This window comes from Paracoccus aestuariivivens (assembly GCF_009711225.1).
GTDB lineage: Bacteria > Pseudomonadota > Alphaproteobacteria > Rhodobacterales > Rhodobacteraceae > Paracoccus > Paracoccus aestuariivivens.
The window spans coordinates 228,001-244,239 of record NZ_WMIE01000005.1; the positions used below are offsets into that span (position 1 = coordinate 228,001).

General features: G+C 61.5%; 16 protein-coding genes and 1 tRNA gene. 13 read left to right on the plus strand and 4 right to left on the minus strand.

Translation table 11 applies throughout. The features are described 5' to 3' along the window. Positions 1 to 56 precede the first annotated feature (56 nt). Together GL286_RS11370 and GL286_RS11375 are read right to left on the minus strand one after the other, a co-directional pair. A complete protein-coding gene (locus GL286_RS11370; RefSeq protein ID WP_155095679.1) occupies positions 57 to 761 on the minus strand; it encodes a response regulator transcription factor in 705 nt (234 codons plus the stop codon). Further along, the gene (locus tag GL286_RS11375; protein WP_155095680.1) at positions 754 to 2,619 is read right to left on the minus strand and encodes a PAS-domain containing protein; all 1,866 of its coding nucleotides are present in this window, start codon (positions 2,617 to 2,619) and stop codon (positions 754 to 756) included. Before GL286_RS11375 ends, GL286_RS11370 begins: the two co-directional genes overlap by 8 nt. Positions 2,620 to 2,739: 120 nt before the next feature. On the opposite strand from GL286_RS11375, the gene GL286_RS11380 reads away from it, so the two are divergent. The 10 genes from GL286_RS11380 to GL286_RS11425 are packed head-to-tail and all read left to right on the plus strand — an operon-like array spanning position 2,740 to position 13,436. Continuing rightward, the gene (locus GL286_RS11380) at positions 2,740 to 4,725 is read left to right on the plus strand and encodes an AMP-binding protein (protein ID WP_155095681.1); all 1,986 of its coding nucleotides are present in this window, start codon (positions 2,740 to 2,742) and stop codon (positions 4,723 to 4,725) included. After that, positions 4,722 to 4,982: a hypothetical protein gene (locus GL286_RS11385; protein WP_155095682.1), complete on the plus strand. Its 261-nt coding sequence runs from the start codon at positions 4,722 to 4,724 to the stop codon at positions 4,980 to 4,982. Before GL286_RS11380 ends, GL286_RS11385 begins: the two co-directional genes overlap by 4 nt. After that, positions 4,979 to 5,809 carry an ABC transporter ATP-binding protein gene (locus tag GL286_RS11390; protein ID WP_155095683.1) on the plus strand — a complete coding sequence of 277 codons (831 nt, stop codon included), beginning with the start codon at positions 4,979 to 4,981 and terminating at the stop codon, positions 5,807 to 5,809. Before GL286_RS11385 ends, GL286_RS11390 begins: the two co-directional genes overlap by 4 nt. Before the next feature lie 4 nt (positions 5,810 to 5,813). Then, on the plus strand, positions 5,814 to 6,794 hold the full coding sequence (locus GL286_RS11395) for a branched-chain amino acid ABC transporter permease (RefSeq protein WP_155095684.1): 981 nt from the start codon (positions 5,814 to 5,816) through the stop codon (positions 6,792 to 6,794). A gap of 12 nt (positions 6,795 to 6,806) precedes the next feature. Next, positions 6,807 to 7,883, plus strand: a complete 1,077-nt coding sequence (locus GL286_RS11400) for a branched-chain amino acid ABC transporter permease (RefSeq protein WP_155095685.1) — start codon at positions 6,807 to 6,809, stop codon at positions 7,881 to 7,883. A gap of 42 nt (positions 7,884 to 7,925) precedes the next feature. Continuing rightward, the gene (locus GL286_RS11405) at positions 7,926 to 9,203 is read left to right on the plus strand and encodes an ABC transporter substrate-binding protein (protein ID WP_155095686.1); all 1,278 of its coding nucleotides are present in this window, start codon (positions 7,926 to 7,928) and stop codon (positions 9,201 to 9,203) included. A 56-nt stretch (positions 9,204 to 9,259) separates the two neighbouring features. Next, complete coding sequence (locus tag GL286_RS11410) at positions 9,260 to 10,084, plus strand: ABC transporter ATP-binding protein (protein ID WP_155095687.1); 825 nt, start codon at positions 9,260 to 9,262, stop codon at positions 10,082 to 10,084. A 36-nt stretch (positions 10,085 to 10,120) separates the two neighbouring features. Continuing rightward, on the plus strand, positions 10,121 to 11,338 hold the full coding sequence (locus tag GL286_RS11415) for a phenylacetate--CoA ligase family protein (protein WP_155095688.1): 1,218 nt from the start codon (positions 10,121 to 10,123) through the stop codon (positions 11,336 to 11,338). A gap of 34 nt (positions 11,339 to 11,372) precedes the next feature. Continuing rightward, positions 11,373 to 12,974 (plus strand): peptidoglycan-binding protein, encoded by a 1,602-nt coding sequence (locus tag GL286_RS11420; RefSeq protein ID WP_155095689.1) that lies wholly within the window; start codon positions 11,373 to 11,375, stop codon positions 12,972 to 12,974. A gap of 18 nt (positions 12,975 to 12,992) precedes the next feature. Beyond that, positions 12,993 to 13,436 carry a DMT family transporter gene (locus GL286_RS11425; RefSeq protein WP_155095690.1) on the plus strand — a complete coding sequence of 148 codons (444 nt, stop codon included), beginning with the start codon at positions 12,993 to 12,995 and terminating at the stop codon, positions 13,434 to 13,436. Between the two features lie 114 nt (positions 13,437 to 13,550). On the opposite strand, the gene ykgO is transcribed toward GL286_RS11425, so the two are convergent. Both ykgO and GL286_RS11435 read right to left on the minus strand, forming a co-directional pair. Continuing rightward, positions 13,551 to 13,676, minus strand: coding sequence for a type B 50S ribosomal protein L36 (gene ykgO / locus GL286_RS11430; protein ID WP_011746405.1), 126 nt, complete (start codon positions 13,674 to 13,676; stop codon positions 13,551 to 13,553). 82 nt (positions 13,677 to 13,758) lie between these two features. Continuing rightward, a tRNA-Val gene (locus GL286_RS11435) sits at positions 13,759 to 13,833 on the minus strand. A 216-nt stretch (positions 13,834 to 14,049) separates the two neighbouring features. Between GL286_RS11435 and GL286_RS11440 the strand changes: the two genes are divergently transcribed. The 3 genes from GL286_RS11440 to GL286_RS11450 are packed head-to-tail and all read left to right on the plus strand — an operon-like array spanning position 14,050 to position 16,067. Then, positions 14,050 to 14,898: an N-formylglutamate amidohydrolase gene (locus GL286_RS11440; RefSeq protein WP_246184923.1), complete on the plus strand. Its 849-nt coding sequence runs from the start codon at positions 14,050 to 14,052 to the stop codon at positions 14,896 to 14,898. Between the two features lie 12 nt (positions 14,899 to 14,910). Then, positions 14,911 to 15,801: an SPFH domain-containing protein gene (locus tag GL286_RS11445; RefSeq protein ID WP_155095692.1), complete on the plus strand. Its 891-nt coding sequence runs from the start codon at positions 14,911 to 14,913 to the stop codon at positions 15,799 to 15,801. Then, positions 15,801 to 16,067, plus strand: a complete 267-nt coding sequence (locus GL286_RS11450; RefSeq protein WP_155095693.1) for a hypothetical protein — start codon at positions 15,801 to 15,803, stop codon at positions 16,065 to 16,067. The genes GL286_RS11445 and GL286_RS11450 overlap by 1 nt, the downstream gene beginning before the upstream one ends. Positions 16,068 to 16,239: the final 172 nt, after the last annotated feature.

Consider the following 16,239-nt stretch of genomic DNA (forward strand, 5'->3'; position numbering starts at 1 on the left):
TGCCCGCATTTTCGTGGCGCGCAGGATAGCGGGGGCGGCCCCTGCCGCAAGCGGGATCAGGCAGGTTCGGCCAGGAAGATGTAGCCTGCACCGTAGATTGTCTTGATCAGGCGCGGGCTTTTGGGGTCTTCGCCCAGCTTGGTCCGCAGGCGCGAGATGCGGACGTCCATGGCCCGATCAAAGCTTTCCCCCGCCGCGCCACCCAATGTTTCCAGCATCTGCGTGCGCGAGATCAGGCGGCGCGGATTGTCCAGAAACATCCGCAGGACTTCGGCTTCGGCATGGCTGATCGGGGTTTCGACCCCCTCGGGCGAGGTCAGGCTGTAGCGGTCGAAATCGACAGCCCAACCGGCGAAGCGGATCAATTGGCGGCCCGTGCCGTTGTCGCGGACGGGTTTGCGCAGGCGGGCGCGGATGCGGGCCACGACCTCGGCTGGCTCGAAAGGTTTGATGATGTAGTCATCCGCGCCAAGCTCGAGGCCAGTCACCCGATCCTGCACTTGCGCCCGACCCGAGATGATGATGATCGCCGCGCCGGAATCGCGCGCCAAGCGATGTACCAATGCCAGCCCGTCCCGATCCGGCAAGCCCAGATCGATCAGGCAGGCATCGGGCTGGATGCGGCGCAGACCTGCCTCGAACTCGGTGGCGCGCGCGAAGCATTGCGTGCGAAAGCCTGCTTCCTGCAGCGCATTCGACAGCAGACGACGGATTTCCGGTTCGTCGTCAAGGATCGCAATCAGCGGGGCGTCGTCAGTCATCCGTCACCTTCAAAAGAGCAATGGCCAGTTCGGCCTCATCAAAGGGTTTGGTCAAGACGATAGATTGCAGCCCGTCCCTTTGGGCAGCGCCGACCGGCAGCGCCGTCATCAGGATCAGTGGCAGGCCCGTCGCACCAAGATCGGTCCCCAAGCCGTCGCCAAGCTGTAGGTCCGACAGGATCAGCGCCAGATCCGGCAGGTCGGACAAGGCGCGGGCTTCGGACAGGCTGTCGGCCTCGATGACGGAATGCCCCTGCGCGGTCAACATCTCGCGGATGGTGGCGCGAATGTCGGGATCGTCATCGGCGAGCAGAACCAGCAACGGGTTGGCCGTTTGCCAAGGCAACCGGATGGTGACCTGCGCGCCCCCGGCATTGGCCAGTTGCAGCGTTCCTCCGGCAAGTTTGATCTGGTCATAGACCATCGGCAGGCCAAGCCCCGATCCCTGTCCGCCTTTCGTGGAAAAGAACGGCTCGGTTCCGCGCTTGAGCGCCTCGGGCGAGAAGCCGGGACCGGAATCGGTCACCGCGATTTCAAGCCAACGACCGGCGGGGCGGGCGGTCAGGGTGATCCGGCCCTGACCTTGCATGGCATCCCTTGCGTTGAGGATCAGGTTCAACAGCGCATCCTGCAACGCGCCGGGGTCCAGCATCAGCGGTTGTGCCGGTAGATCGGGGCTGATCGTCAGCGTCACATCCGCGCCAAGGGTCGGGCGGGTCATGGCGGCCAGTTCTTCGAGCAGCCGTCCCAGATCGACGGGGCGGGGATGGTGTTCCCGCCGTCCGGTCAGCGTGGCGATACCGTCCAGCAGCGTCGCGCCGCGTCTTGCTGCGGCAAGCGTTGCCTGTACGTCCTCGGCCTGTTCAGCGGGAAGTCCGACCCGCGATAGACGGGTTTGCAAGCCCAGAATGATGGTCAGAAGATTGCCGAAATCATGCGCCATACCCGAAGTGACCTGAGCTGCAACGGCGCGCTTTGCGGCATGGGTCATGGCCTCGCGCGATTGCACCTCGGCGGTGACATCGGTCGACAGGATATAGGCGCCACGCCCGATCTGGTCGGGGGTCAGTGCGATGCGGATGCGCCGTCCGGAAGGGGGATGGGTGATCTCGAACACCTGGGGTTGGCCGGCAATCGCGCGATCCATATAAGGGCGGATGCGGTCGAAGGTCTCGCGTCCCAGCACCTCGTTGCCATCGCGGCCAAGGATCGACCGGCCCGATCCCGGAAACACGGTCGAGATCTGGTTGTTCGAAAAGGTGTAGCGGTAGTTCTGGTCCATATGCGCGATATGGGCAGGAACCATTGCGGTGACCTGTCGGGTGCGGGCCTCGGATTCGGTCAGGATGCGCTTGGCTTCTTCCAGCGCGGCGTTGGTCGCGGCCAAGGTGCGGTTCGCGGCGGACAGACGCTCGGCATGGTCCAGAACAAGTTCTGACAGTTCCTCGGATCGCGCCCGCCGCAATTCCTCGTGCTGCTTGATCTGGGTGATATCGGTATAGACGGCGATCCAGCCACCTTGGGACAGCGGCGCCCCCTCGACCGAAATCCAGCGCCCGTCGGCCCGTTTGCGCTCCATGTAGTGGGGCTGGAAGGTCTTGGCCTGCTCGACCCTTTCGCGGATCGCGGTCTCGGGGTCGTCTTGCGGGCCGTATTCGCCACGATCGACCAGATAGCGGATCGTGTCCTGAAAGGTTGCGCCCGGACGGGTCAGCGCATCCGGCAGACCGAACATCGCCTGATAGGGCCGGTTGGCCACGGCAAGCCTAAGGTCCGCGTCAAAGATCGAGATTGCCTGCTGGATCAGGTTCAGGCCGGATCTGGTCAACTCGGCGTGACGGTCCTCGGGAAGCATCATCAGACCTCTTTGCCTTGAGCTTGTAACAATTCGTAGGATTTTCGAAAAATTGGCGCAAGGATTGCTGAACTAAGCTGAGATTGTCCGAAGGGAGGGGAGCCCCAAGGACAGGGAGGAACCATGCAGAAGACGCAGGCGGCCCATGCCGGTTTGCAGTCCATTCCCGCATTGCTGGCGCGCAACGCCTCGCAATTCGGGACGCGGACAGCATATCGGGAAAAGGAATTCGGGATCTGGCAAAGCTGGACCTGGGCGCAATCCGCGCGCGAGATTCGCGAGCTGGCTTTGGGTTTTCTGGTTCTTGGCCTTCGCCCCGGTGATTACGTCGCCATTATCGGCCGCAACCGCCCGATGCATTATTGGTCGATGGTCGCGGCCCAGATGTGCGGAGCCATTCCGGTGCCGCTGTATCAGGACGCCGTCGCCGACGAGATGGCCTATGTGCTGGGAAATTGCGGCGCGCGTTTTGTGGTTTGCGGCGATCAGGAACAGGTCGACAAGGTACTCGAGGTCGGAACCCGAGCCCCGGCGGTCGAGCAGATCATCTATACCGACAAGCGCGGGATGCGGAAATACGACCATTCCCGCATGAACGCCTTGGCCGATGTGCAGGCCGAGGGTCGCGCCGCCGAGCAACGGCTCGGCCCGGAACTCGACCGCCATATCGCCGCGCTGGATTACGACGCGACCTGCGTGATGCTGTACACTTCGGGGACGACGGGCAAGCCCAAGGGAGTGGTGCTCTCGAACCGCAATATCATCGAAACCGCCAGAAACAGTGCCGATTTCGACCACCTTTCCGAGCGTGAGGAGGCCTTGGCCTATCTGCCGATGGCATGGGTCGGCGATTTCATCTTTTCGGTGGGGCAGGCTTATTCGGCTGCCTTCACGGTCAGCTGTCCCGAGGGCGCGCATACGATGATGACCGACCTGCGCGAAATCGGTCCGACATACTTCTTCGCTCCGCCGCGCGTGTTCGAGGGGCAACTGACCAGCGTCATGATCCGGATGGAGGATGCGGGCCGCATCAAGCGCGGGCTGTTCAAGCATTACATGGCCGTGGCGCGCCGCGTCGGACCGCAGATCCTCGAGGGTAAACCCGTCGGAATTCTGGACCGGCTCAGCTATGCACTTGGCAATATCCTGATCTTTGGGCCGCTCAAGAATACGCTGGGCTATTCCCGCATCCGCGTCGGCTACACCGCGGGCGAGGCGATCGGGCCCGAGATCTTCGATTTCTATCGCAGCCTCGGGATCAACCTGAAGCAGCTTTACGGCCAGACCGAGGCTTCGGTTTTCATCACCCAGCAACCGGATGGCGAGGTGCGCTCGGATACGGTGGGCGTGCCGTCGCCGGGGGTCGAGTTGAAGATCGCCGAGAATGGCGAAGTGTTCTACCGCTCGCCCGGCACGTTCGTCGAATATTTCAAGAACCCCGACAGCACGGCCTCGACCAAGGACGCCGAGGGTTGGGTCGCAACCGGAGACGCGGGCTTTTTCGAAGAGGCGACCGGACATCTGCGCATTATCGACCGCGCCAAGGATGTCGGGAAGATGGCTGACGGACGCATGTTCGCGCCGAAATATGTCGAGAATAAGCTGAAATTCTATCCCAACATCCTTGAGGCCGTCGTCTTTGGCGCGGGGCGCGACTTCTGCACCGCCTTCATCAATATCGACCTGACCGCCGTCGGTAATTGGGCTGAGCGTAACAACATCGCCTATGCCAGCTATCAGGAATTGGCCGGGCATCCGCAGGTCTATGCGACGATCAAGGACCATGTGCAGGCGGTCAATGCCTCAATTGCCGAAGACCCGATGCTGTCGGGCTGCCAGATCAGCCGTTTCCTTGTTCTGCATAAGGAACTTGATCCAGACGACGGCGAGATGACCCGTACCCGCAAGGTTCGGCGCAATATCATTGCCGACAAATATGCCGATCTGATCGCGGCGCTTTATGACGGATCGGAAAACGTCTTTACCGAAACCGAAGTCACCTACGAAGATGGTCGCAAGGGCAAGATCCGGGCGACATTGCACATCGAGGATACCCGGCTCGTATCTCCCACCCTTCACCATGTGAAAGCAAAGGGAATTGCAGCATGACCTCTGAAAAACCCGCTTATGTCTTTGCCATCATCTTCGGGATCTCCGGTCTGGTACTGGCATGGCTTCTGGCCTCGATCCTGCCGCCGCATGTCTACAACGTCTTTTCAAGCGCCATCGGCGCGGTCTTTGGCGTCTTGATGATCTCGCGCCTGTGGCCTGCTTTGCCCTTTGGCAAGGCACATCTCTGGGGTGCGGCGCTGATCGCCTACAATATCGGCCTTTCGCTGCTGGAAAGGGTCTGGTTGTCCGCATGATTGCTACGCCCGCTACCGAACTCACTGGCGAATTCACCACCGATGGCCGCCGGACCGGTCCGGTGCTGATGGACCTGAAAAACATCACCCTGCGCTTTGGCGGGGTGGTGGCGATCAAGGACATCAGCTTCGACATCCGCGAGGGCGAGATCCGCGCGATCATCGGGCCGAACGGGGCGGGCAAATCCTCGATGTTGAACGTCATCTCGGGCTTCTATGTCCCGCAAGAGGGCGAGATCTGGTTCGAGGGTGCGAGGCGCCCACCGATGAAACCCTATGAGGTCGCGCGTCTTGGTCTGGCGCGCACCTTCCAGAATATTGCGCTGTTCGACGGCATGTCGGTTCTGGACAATATCATGACCGGCAGGCTGAACCGTATGAAGGCGCCCTTGTGGGCGCAGGCGATCTGGTGGGGTCGGGCCGAGCGCGAAGAGGTCGAGAACCGCGAGCAGGTCGAGAAGATCATCGACTTTCTTGAAATCCAGAACATCCGCAAGACGCCCGTGGGCCGCCTGCCTTACGGGCTGAAAAAGCGCGTCGAACTGGCCCGCGCCTTGGCGGCCGAGCCCCGCATCCTGCTGCTCGACGAGCCGATGGCCGGAATGAATGTCGAAGAGAAAGAGGACATGTGCCGCTTCATCCTCGACGTGAATGACGAATTCGGCACGACTATTGCCCTGATCGAGCATGACATGGGCGTGGTCATGGACCTGAGCGACCGTGTGGTGGTGATGGATTACGGCCGCAAGATCGGCGACGGCACGCCCGACGAGGTGCGCGCCAACCCCGAGGTCATCAGCGCCTATCTTGGCGTCTCGCAGGAGTAGGGCGATGGAGTTTCTTTACGCAAGCGAGGTGCTGGTCAACGGGCTGATGGCGGGGGTGATGTATGCCCTCGTCGCGCTGGGTTTCGTGCTGATCTACAAGGCCTCGGGCGTTTTTAACTATGCCCAAGGGGTGATGGCGCTGTTCGCGGCGATGACGCTGGTGGGCATCATGGAGGGCCGCGTGCCCTTCGCCCATCTGATCAACGCGATGTTCGGCGTCCATGTCAGCCATTTCGGTTGGACCGTCCCCGCAATCTTCGGGATCGCGCTGACCGCGCTGATCATGGTCGGACTGGCGATCGCGGTCGAAAAACTCGTGCTGAAACATTTGGTCGGGCAAGAGCCGATCATCCTTTTCATGGCGACCATCGGTCTGGCCTGGTTCCTCGAAGGCTTGGGCGACGTGATGTGGGGCGCGGACGTCAAGGTTCTGGATGTCGGCCTGCCGCAGGGCATCTCGGACGGGATCGAGGCCGCGACGAATGACTGGTTGGGCTATGGCTTCTTCATCGATAAGCTCGATATCTGGGCCACGGTGATTGCGGCGGCTCTGGTCGCGGCTCTGGTCGGTTTCTCGCAATATACCAAGCAGGGCCGCGCCATGCGGGCCGTGGCAGATGATCATCAGGCCGCGCTTTCGGTGGGGATCAGCCTACGCTTCATCTGGATCATGGTATGGTCCATCGCCGGTTTCGTCGCGCTGGTCGCGGGGATCATGTGGGGCACGAAATCCGGTGTGCAGTTCAGCCTGTCCTTGATCGCGTTGAAGGCGCTGCCGGTGTTGATGCTTGGCGGCTTCACCTCGATCCCCGGCGCGATCGTTGGCGGGCTGATCATCGGCATGGGCGAGAAACTGTTTGAATATTTCATCGGCCCGATGGTCGGCGGCGCGACCGAGAACTGGTTCGCCTATGTGCTGGCGCTGCTGTTCCTCGTCTTCAGGCCGCAAGGCCTGTTCGGCGAGCGCATCATCGAGCGCGTCTGAGGAGGGAAGGCGATGATCTATCGCGAAGCGGGCGACTTCAAGACGAGCTATCGCGACGATGGCCAGACCTTTCCGATCCGGCTGGACCGCTGGGGCTATTACGCGCTGCTGGCGGTGGCCTTTCTGGTCGTGCCGTTCTTTATCGACAGCTACTGGGCCAATGCGGTGCTGGTGCCGTTCCTGATCTACGCGATTGCAGCGATCGGGCTGAATATTCTGGTGGGCTATGCGGGGCAGGTCAGCCTTGGCACGGGCGGCTTTATGGCGGTCGGGGCCTATGCGGTCTATAAGCTGATGACGGCCTTTCCGGGTGTGCCGATCTTTGTCCATATCCTGTTGGCAGGGCTGATCACGGCGCTGGTCGGGATGCTGTTTGGTCTGCCCAGCCTGCGGATCAAGGGCTTCTATCTGGCGGTCGCGACGCTGGCAGCGCAGTTCTTTCTGGTCTGGCTCTTCAACAAGGTGCCGTGGTTTTACAACTACTCGGCCTCGGGTCAGATCACCGCGCCCGAGCGGACTTTCTTCGGCTGGGCAGTGACAGGGCCTGCGACCTCGGCTTCGGCGAAATACCTGACTTGTCTGGTCTTTGCGGTGGTTCTGGCATGGGTCGCGCGGAACCTGACGCGCGGAACGGTGGGGCGCAAATGGATGGCGATCCGCGACATGGACATCGCTGCTGAGATCATCGGGGTGAACCCGCTGAGCGCGAAACTCTCGGCCTTTGCCGTCAGCAGCTTTTTCATCGGCATCGCGGGTGCGCTTCTGTTCGCGGTCTATCTGGGCGCGGCCGAGGCGAGCGAGGCATTCGGCATCAACAAGAGCTTTCTTGTCCTCTTTATGGTCATCATCGGCGGCCTTGGCAGCATCTTCGGCAGCTTCGCGGGGGCGGCTTTCCTTGTCCTGCTGCCGGTGTTTCTGAAGAACGTTCTGGTCGCGCGGTTGGGTTGGCCGACCGATCTGGCCGCGCATCTGGAGCTGATGATCGTCGGAGCGCTGATCATTTTCTTCCTGATCGTCGAACCGCATGGCCTCGCACGGCTTTGGCGGCTGACAAAGGAAAAACTACGGCTCTGGCCGTTCCCGCATTGAAGACCGGTTAACCGGCGGAAAACCCTTGGGGAGGAGACCAAGATGAAACTGAAACTTGCGACTGCCTTGACCGCATTGCTGGTGGCGGGACCCGCCATGGCGGATCTGGTCGTGCCGAACCTGAGCTACCGCACCGGCCCTTACGGCGCGAACGGCACGCAATATGCCGACGGGTTCAACGACTACTTCACCCTGCTGAACGAACGTGACGGCGGCATTGGCGGCGAAAAGATCCAGACTCCGGAATGCGAGACTGCCTACAACACCGAAAAAGGCGTCGAATGCTACGAGGCCACCAAGGGCAATGGTGCGCTGGTCTATAACCCGCTTTCGACCGGCATCACCTATCAACTGATCCCCAAGGTTTCGGCTGACAAGATCCCGCTTTATACGCCGGGTTACGGGCGGACCTCGGCCAAGAACGGCAAGGTTTTCGAGTGGGTCTTCAACGCGCCGGCGAACTATTGGGACGGTGCCTCGGTCGCGATCAAATACCTGCTGGACCAGAATGGCGGCGATCTGAAGGGCAAAAAAATCGCGCTAGTCTATCACAACTCGGCCTATGGCAAAGAGCCGATCCGCACCCTGCAGGAATTGTCGAAGAAGCACGGCTTTACGCTAAGCGAACTGCCGATCGACCCTCCGGGGCAGGAGCAGAAAAGCCAATGGCTGCAAATCCGCCGCGACAAGCCGGATTACGTGGTGATGTGGGGTTGGGGCGTGATGAACCAGACCGCCATTCAGGAAGCAGCAAACATCCGCTTCCCGATGGAGAATTTCATCGGCATCTGGTGGGCGGGTTCCGAGGTTGACGTGATGCCGGTGGGTGATGCCGCGAATGGATATAAGTCGCTCACCTTCAACGGCGTCGGCACCGACTATCCGGTCTATGACGACATGAAGAAATTCGTCATTGAGCCGGGTAAGGCATCGCAAGGCGGGCAGTTCGTCGGCTCGGCCTTGTATTCGCGCGGCATGTATGCGGCGGTGGTGATCGCCGAGGCGATCAAGAAGGCGCAAGAACTGGCCGGATCCTCGGCGATCACCGCGCCACAACTGCGTGACGGTTTCGAGGCGCTGGACATCACGCCCGAGCGTCTGACCGAGATCGGCCTTCCTGATTTCGGACCCGAGATCAAGATGAGCTGCGACAACCATGGCGGCAGCGGCATGGCCCGTCTGCAGCAATGGGATGCGGGTGCCAAGAAATGGAGCCTGATCACCGAGTTCACCGAACCTGATCAGGACGTGCTGAACCCGCTGATCGCCGAGGACAGCGAGGCTTATGCCAAGGAGGCCGGCATCACACCGCGCTGCTGAAGCATCCGCCCCGGCGGGCGAACTGCCGGGGCGTACCCAATCCACAGGGGAACACCATGTTCGACAGCGCAGCAGGCCGCGAAACGCTGCTTGAGATCAATAATATCGAGGTGATCTACAATCACGTCATTCTGGTGCTCAAGGGCGTCAGCTTGTCGGTGCCCAAGGGCGGCATCACGGCCCTGCTTGGCGGGAACGGCGCGGGCAAGACGACGACGTTGAAGGCGATCTCGAACCTGCTGCATTCGGAACGGGGCGAGGTCACCAAGGGCGCGATCAACTATCGCGGCGAGCCGATCCAGAAGATGGACCCGGCCAGCCTTGTGAAAAAAGGCGTCATTCAGGTGATGGAGGGGCGGCATTGCTTCGAACACCTGACGGTCGAGGAAAACCTGCTGACCGGAGCCTATACACGGACCGATGGTCGCGCCGCCGTCGCGCAGGATCTGGAAATGGTCTATTCCTACTTCCCTCGCCTCAAGGAACGGCGGAAATCTCAGGCGGGCTACACTTCGGGCGGCGAGCAGCAGATGTGCGCCATGGGCCGCGCGCTGATGTCCCGCCCCGAGACGATCCTGCTTGATGAGCCCTCGATGGGTCTTGCCCCGCAACTGGTCGAGCAGATCTTCGAGATCGTGAAGGCGGTCAATGAGGGTGAGGGCGTGACCTTCCTTCTGGCTGAGCAGAACACCAATATCGCGCTGCGCTACGGCCATTACGGCTACATTCTGGAAAGTGGGCGGGTGGTGATGGACGGTCCCGCCGAGGCTTTGCGCGAGAATCCCGATGTGAAGGAATTCTACCTCGGCATGTCCGAGCAGGGCCGGAAAAGCTTTCGCGATGTGCGCTCGTATCGTCGCCGCAAACGCTGGTTGGCCTGATCGGGGCAAGATCGCGCGTGGCAGAAAGGTAATCCGATGACATTCTATGACGAGCTGGAAACCCGCAGCGCCGATGAGCGCGCGGCATGGCAGGCCCGCGAGTTGACGGCAGCCCTTGCCCGGGCGCGCACGGCACCGGCGCTTGCCCGCAGCCTGCATGCAATCGACCCTGATGCATTGGTGACGGCGGATATGCTGGCAAGCCTGCCGGTTTTGCGTAAATCCGAACTGTCCGAGGCGCAGAAGAAGTCTCCGCCCTTCGGAGGCTTCACCACCCGCCATGCCCATGAGTTCGAGAATATCTTCCAAAGTCCCGGCCCGATCTACGAGCCGGGAAGGCGCGGCAATGACTGGTGGAGGCTGGGGCGTTTCCTGTTTGCGGCGGGGGTCGGGGCGGGCGATATCGTCCAGAACTGCTTCGGCTATCATCTGACTCCTGCGGGCATGATGTTCGAAAGCGCGGCGCGCGCGGTCGATGCCGCTGTATTGCCTGCTGGAACCGGCCAGACCGAATTGCAGGTCCGTGCCGCCGTGGATATCGGGACTACGGTCTATGCAGGGACACCCGATTACCTGAAGATCATTCTGGATAAGGCCGACGAGATGGCCGAGTCCTTGGCCCTGACTCGCGCGGTCGTCTCGGGCGGAGCGTTGTTCCCAAGTCTGCGCCAATCCTATGCCGATCGGCGGATCGCTACGACGCAATGCTATGCCACCGCCGATCTTGGCCTGATCGCCTATGAATCCCCCGCGATGGAGGGGATGATCGTGGATGAGGGCGTCATCGTGGAAATCGTCCGTCCCGGCACCGGCGATCCGGTCCCCGAAGGCGAGGTGGGCGAGGTCGTCGTGACCACGTTCAATCCGGATTATCCTCTGGTGAGATTCGCGACCGGAGACCTGTCGGCCGTGCTGCCGGGAACCAGTCCATGCGGGCGCACGAATATGAGGATCAAGGGTTGGATGGGGCGCGCCGATCAGACCACCAAGATCAAGGGCATGTTCGTTCGCCCCGAGCAGGTCGCGGCACTCGTCTCGCGCCATCCCGAAGTAAATCGCGCCCGTGTCGTGGCTGATCGCTCGGGTGAGATGGATTTGATGACGGTGCAACTGGAAACTGACATACAAGATGCGGCAAGGTACGAGGCAACGGTGCTGGACACCTTGAAACTTCGCGGCCGGATCGAACTGGTTGCGCCCGGCTCCTTGCCCAATGACGGAAAGGTCATCGAGGATCGGCGCAGCTACGACTGATCTTGGCCGCCAATAAAGGCCATGAGGTTCGTCGATGCGGTACTGTTTGTTTCTGCTGGCCATGCTTGGCGCGGCGGCTCCGGCATGGGCCGAGAATCGCGCGGTGGTCATCGGGAACGCCGACTATCTTCATGCGCCCGATCTGGCCGGTTCGGACACGCTGTCCTTGGCAGGGGTGATCCGCAAGACCGGTTTCGTGACTGCCGAAGGGGTGGATCTGCCCTCGAATGAAATGCGCGGCGTGCTGGACCTGATGGCTCGGGTCGATGACATGCCGGGGGCACGCATCGTCATGCTCAGCGGTCGCTTCCTGAACGACGGTGCCGAGACCTGGTTCATGGGGACCGAAGCGCGCAAACCCGGTCCACTGGGCGCGGCGCGGCAAGGTGTGCCGCTGGGGCTGGTCATGCAATTGATGGCAAGCTCGGAACAGGGCGCTGTGCTTTTGCTGGGAACCGACCGGCAGGGTATGCCGCATGAACGCGGGTTGGCGAATGGCGTCGGTCCGCTGTCTGCGGTCGAGGGTGTCTCGGTCATCACTGGCCCGCCCGAGGCAACCGGACGAGCCCTGCGCGAGCTAGCTGCGGGGCGGTCGGTCAAGGCCGCGGTCGCCGCCGTCAAGGGGCTAAGGCTTTTGCCCGGAGCGGATGGAGACGCGATTCCTGTCCGCCCGTCACGCACGGTCCCGATCCCGACTGTCGAGCCCTCGGATCCTGATCGGCAGGCATGGGCCGAAGCAATGACGCTCGATTCCGTTCGTGGTTACTCGACCTATCTCGAGCGGTTCCCCTTGGGCGCTTTCGCTTCGGCGGCGCGGGAGCGACGCGCAGGTCTGCGCCTTTTGCAGCAATCCGTTCCGGGTGAGATGACAGCGTCGCCCGCGCAGATCGAGGCGGCATTGCGCCTGAGCGGGGCGCAACAGTTGCAGATCCAGCGCAATTTGGCCGCGTTGGGAATTGATCCCGGCCCGCAGGACGGGACGATCGGCGATCAGACACGGCACGCGTTGCGGATCTGGCAGCGCGCCCACCGCTTCGATCCGACCGGATACCTGACGGCCGATCAGTTGGCGCAGTTGCGGGAGAACACCGCCACGGCCGCAGATCCGGCGGGGGATCGTGATTTCTGGGAAAGAAGCGGCGCAAAGGGTGGCATCGAGCGGTTGCGCGATTACCTGAAACGCTATCCCGAGGGCCTGTTTGCCGCCGATGCCCGCAGGCAATTGGCCTCGGGAGGACAGCACCCGTTGTTGCAGTCTCGGTTTAGGGGCGATTCCGCGACATGGCGTTGGGCGCGCCGTCAGGATTCGTCGGCGGCCTATCAGATCTATCTTGACCGGTTCCCCGAGGGCGCGCATCGCGAGGAAGCTCAGTTGCGCCACGACAACCTGCTTGCCCTGACCGAGGCCGCGCGACTCGAGGAAGCGGAACTGGGTCTGACGATCACCGCCCGGCAAATCATCGAGAACCGCCTGCATCTCGCGGGGCTGGAACCGGGGTTGACCGATGGCGAGTTCACCGAGGATACCCGTCAGGCGCTTCGCCGGTATCAGGCGTCACGAAACCTGCGTGTCACCGGCTATGTCTCGCGCCAGACTGCGGCAACGCTTCTGGCCAATGGCGCGCAGCCCGAATAGGCCCGAAGGAACCAGCCAATGATCCAAGTCCTTTTGCCAGCCGTCCTGATCGTTCTGGCGGGTGTCTGCATTGCGGTTCAGGCGCCGATCAACGCGGCGCTTGGACGGATGGTGGAAAGCCCGCTCGTGGCGGCGGCGATCTCGTTCGGGGTCGGCTTTGTCATCCTGATGTCGCTGTCCTTTGTCACGGGGCAGGGCAAAGGACTTTCCCGCGCCACCGCTGCCGAGCCATGGATGTGGGCCGGAGGCATTCTGGGTGCCTTCTATGTCTGGGCGATGGTCTGGTCGTTGCCCCGCTTGGGCACGCTGACCGCGCTTTGTGCGCTGGCATTGGGACAGATCGTGGCAGCCATCATTCTTGACCGGACCGGCGCATTCGGCCTGCCGATTCGTGAAATATCCCTACCCCGGATTATCGCTGCCGCCATGGTCGGAGGCGGGCTGATCCTGTCGCGATTCTAGCGTCGTTGGTAGGGAAACCGTCGCGGAAATACCGGATGCCCTTTGCGGACAGCAAAACGCCCGCTGAGCAATTGCGCAGCGGGCGTTCAAATCTGGCAACAAGTGCCGCGAGACTTAGCCTTGACGGGCTTTGAAGCGCGGGTTGGTCTTGTTGATGACGTAGATACGGCCTTTACGACGTACTACTTGGCAATCGCGGTGGCGGCTCTTGAGCGAGCGGAGCGAATTGCGAACCTTCATGGGTCTTCTCCTATCGCGGCGCATCGCAAGGCGCCATGAAACTGAAACGCCCCCGGTCAATGCCCGGGGGCTCGAATAAATATGGTGGGCGGTACTGGGATCGAACCAGTGGCCACTACGATGTCAACGTAGTGCTCTACCGCTGAGCTAACCGCCCTCCGAACCGGTGATGCTTGCTGCTTTCGCTTCCACATCTCCTTGGTCTGCGGCTCTATATAGAGGCATTTCGGCGGTTACAACCCCCTTTTGCAAGCTTCTTGATCCGGACTTGGACTAAGACCAACTTAAGCTATAACGATTGGGTATTCCGCCCGGCAGATTTTGCCCAGCCAGCCCGAATTCTTAAGGAAATCCGGATATGAGCCTGGACGATATGACGTTCGACCTGCAACGCCCCGAAGGCTGGGCCGGAGGGGTTATTTTTGCCTCTCCTCATTCAGGTCGTTGTTATCCCCAGTGGTTTTTAGCCGAATCGAGGCTGGATCCCCAGAATCTGCGGTCATCCGAGGATGCATTTGTGGATCGGTTGATCGCTCCTGCGTTGGATCACGGTGCTGTCGTGCTGACGGCACGGGTGCCGCGTTGCGTGGTCGATCTCAATCGCGGACCCGACGAAATAGACCCTCTGGTGGTCGCGGGTGCGGTCCCAAGGGTGATGAGTCCGCGAATCATGGCGGGACTTGGGGTGATTCCGCGTGTCGTGTCGCAGGGCAGGGTGATTCACGACCGCCCGATTGCGCGGGAAGAGGCCGATCACAGGATCGCCCGCCTGTGGCATCCCTATCACCAAGCGCTTTCCGCGCTGATCGACGAATCGCTGAGACGGTTCGGAGGCGCGATTCTGGTCGACATGCATTCCATGCCGCGCGATGCGCTGGCCCATTTGCCAAGACCGCGACCGGATTTCGTCCTTGGCGACCGGAACGGGGTTTCTGCCTCTCCGCGGATTACCAAGGAAGTCGTGTCGGCTGTTACCGCCGAAGGCTTTCGGGTCCAGAAGAACACGCCCTTCTCGGGGGCCTACATCACGGCGGCATATGGCAAGCCGACGCGGAACGTTCATGTCGTGCAGCTCGAACTGGACCGGTCGCTGTATATGGACGAGAAAAAGATCGAACCGCGGCCGGATTTCGATGTCTTCGCGGCCCGTTTCTCGCGCATCGTCGAGCGACTGGCGCAGTTGCGGCCGGATGATTGCCAGCGCGCGATCGCCGCTGAATAGGAAGGGACGGGCATGGAGCAGGACATCACCGATCTGATCGGTCAGAACATCGCGCTAATCGTTCTGGCTATCGTGATCTTTATCGCCGTCACATCAGCCGTCCGGATCGTGCCTCAATCAGAGAAATTCGTGGTCGAGCGTTTCGGGCGCTTGCGGGCGGTGCTGGGACCGGGGATCAACTTCATCGTGCCGTTTCTGGATCGGGTCGCACATAAGATCTCGGTTCTCGAGCGTCAATTGCCGACAAACCGTCAGGATGCGATCACGGCGGATAACGTGCTTGTGCAGGTTGAAACCTCGGTCTTCTATCGCATCATCGAGCCGGAAAAGACCGTCTACCGCATCCGCGACATCGACGCGGCAATCGCAACCACGGTTACGGGCATCGTCCGCTCTGAAATCGGCACGATGGAACTGGATCAGGTCCAGTCCAATCGGGCTTCGCTGATCGAACGCATTCGGGGTTCACTGGCGAATATCGTCGATGACTGGGGTATCGAGGTTACGCGGGCCGAGATTCTGGACGTAAATCTGGACGATGCCACCCGCGCCGCCATGTTGCAGCAGTTGAACGCCGAACGTGCCCGCCGTGCGCAGGTGACCGAGGCCGAGGGCAAGCGCCGTGCCGTCGAACTGGCCGCCGATGGGGAATTGTACGCGGCCGAGCAGCACGCCAAAGCTAAGCGCGTGCTTGCCGATGCTGAAGCCTACGCGACCGGCGCCATTGCGTCCGCAATCCGCGATGGCGGGCTTGAGGCGGCGCAGTATCAGGTCGCCATGCGTCAGGTCGAAGTGCTGTCCGAGGTCGGCAAAGGTCCGGGACAGCAGACCGTCATCCTGCCTGCCTCGGCGGTCGAGGCGATGGGCGATGCCTTCCGTATGTTCAGGGGCGCAAAACCGTGATGAGCGGCTGGCTGTGGATCATCGCGGCTCTGATCCTTGCAGCATTGGAGATCGTGCTACCGGGCTGGTTCTTCCTTGGCATCGCTTTGGCGACCGGTCTGATGGGGTTGGCGCTATTGGTCGGGATCTGGACCGGCGGCTTGCCCGTGACGCTGGTGGTGACCGCCATGCTGAGCGGGGTGATCTGGCTTGTGATGCGCCGTATCTTTGGTTCGAGTCGCGGCGATGTCCGGATCTGGACGCGCGACATCAATGACGATCCATGAAGTTCGTCGGCTCAAAACTGGTTCTGACCTGTGGCGACAGCCTGCTCTCATGATCGTTGTCAAGGCTTTGTTCCATAGCATTTATTCCGGCTGATCCGGGCCAACGTGATGTGGATGCGCAAGGTTGGAGACGGAACTGAGACGACGGTTGAGCAAGCTCTCATGCGCGGGT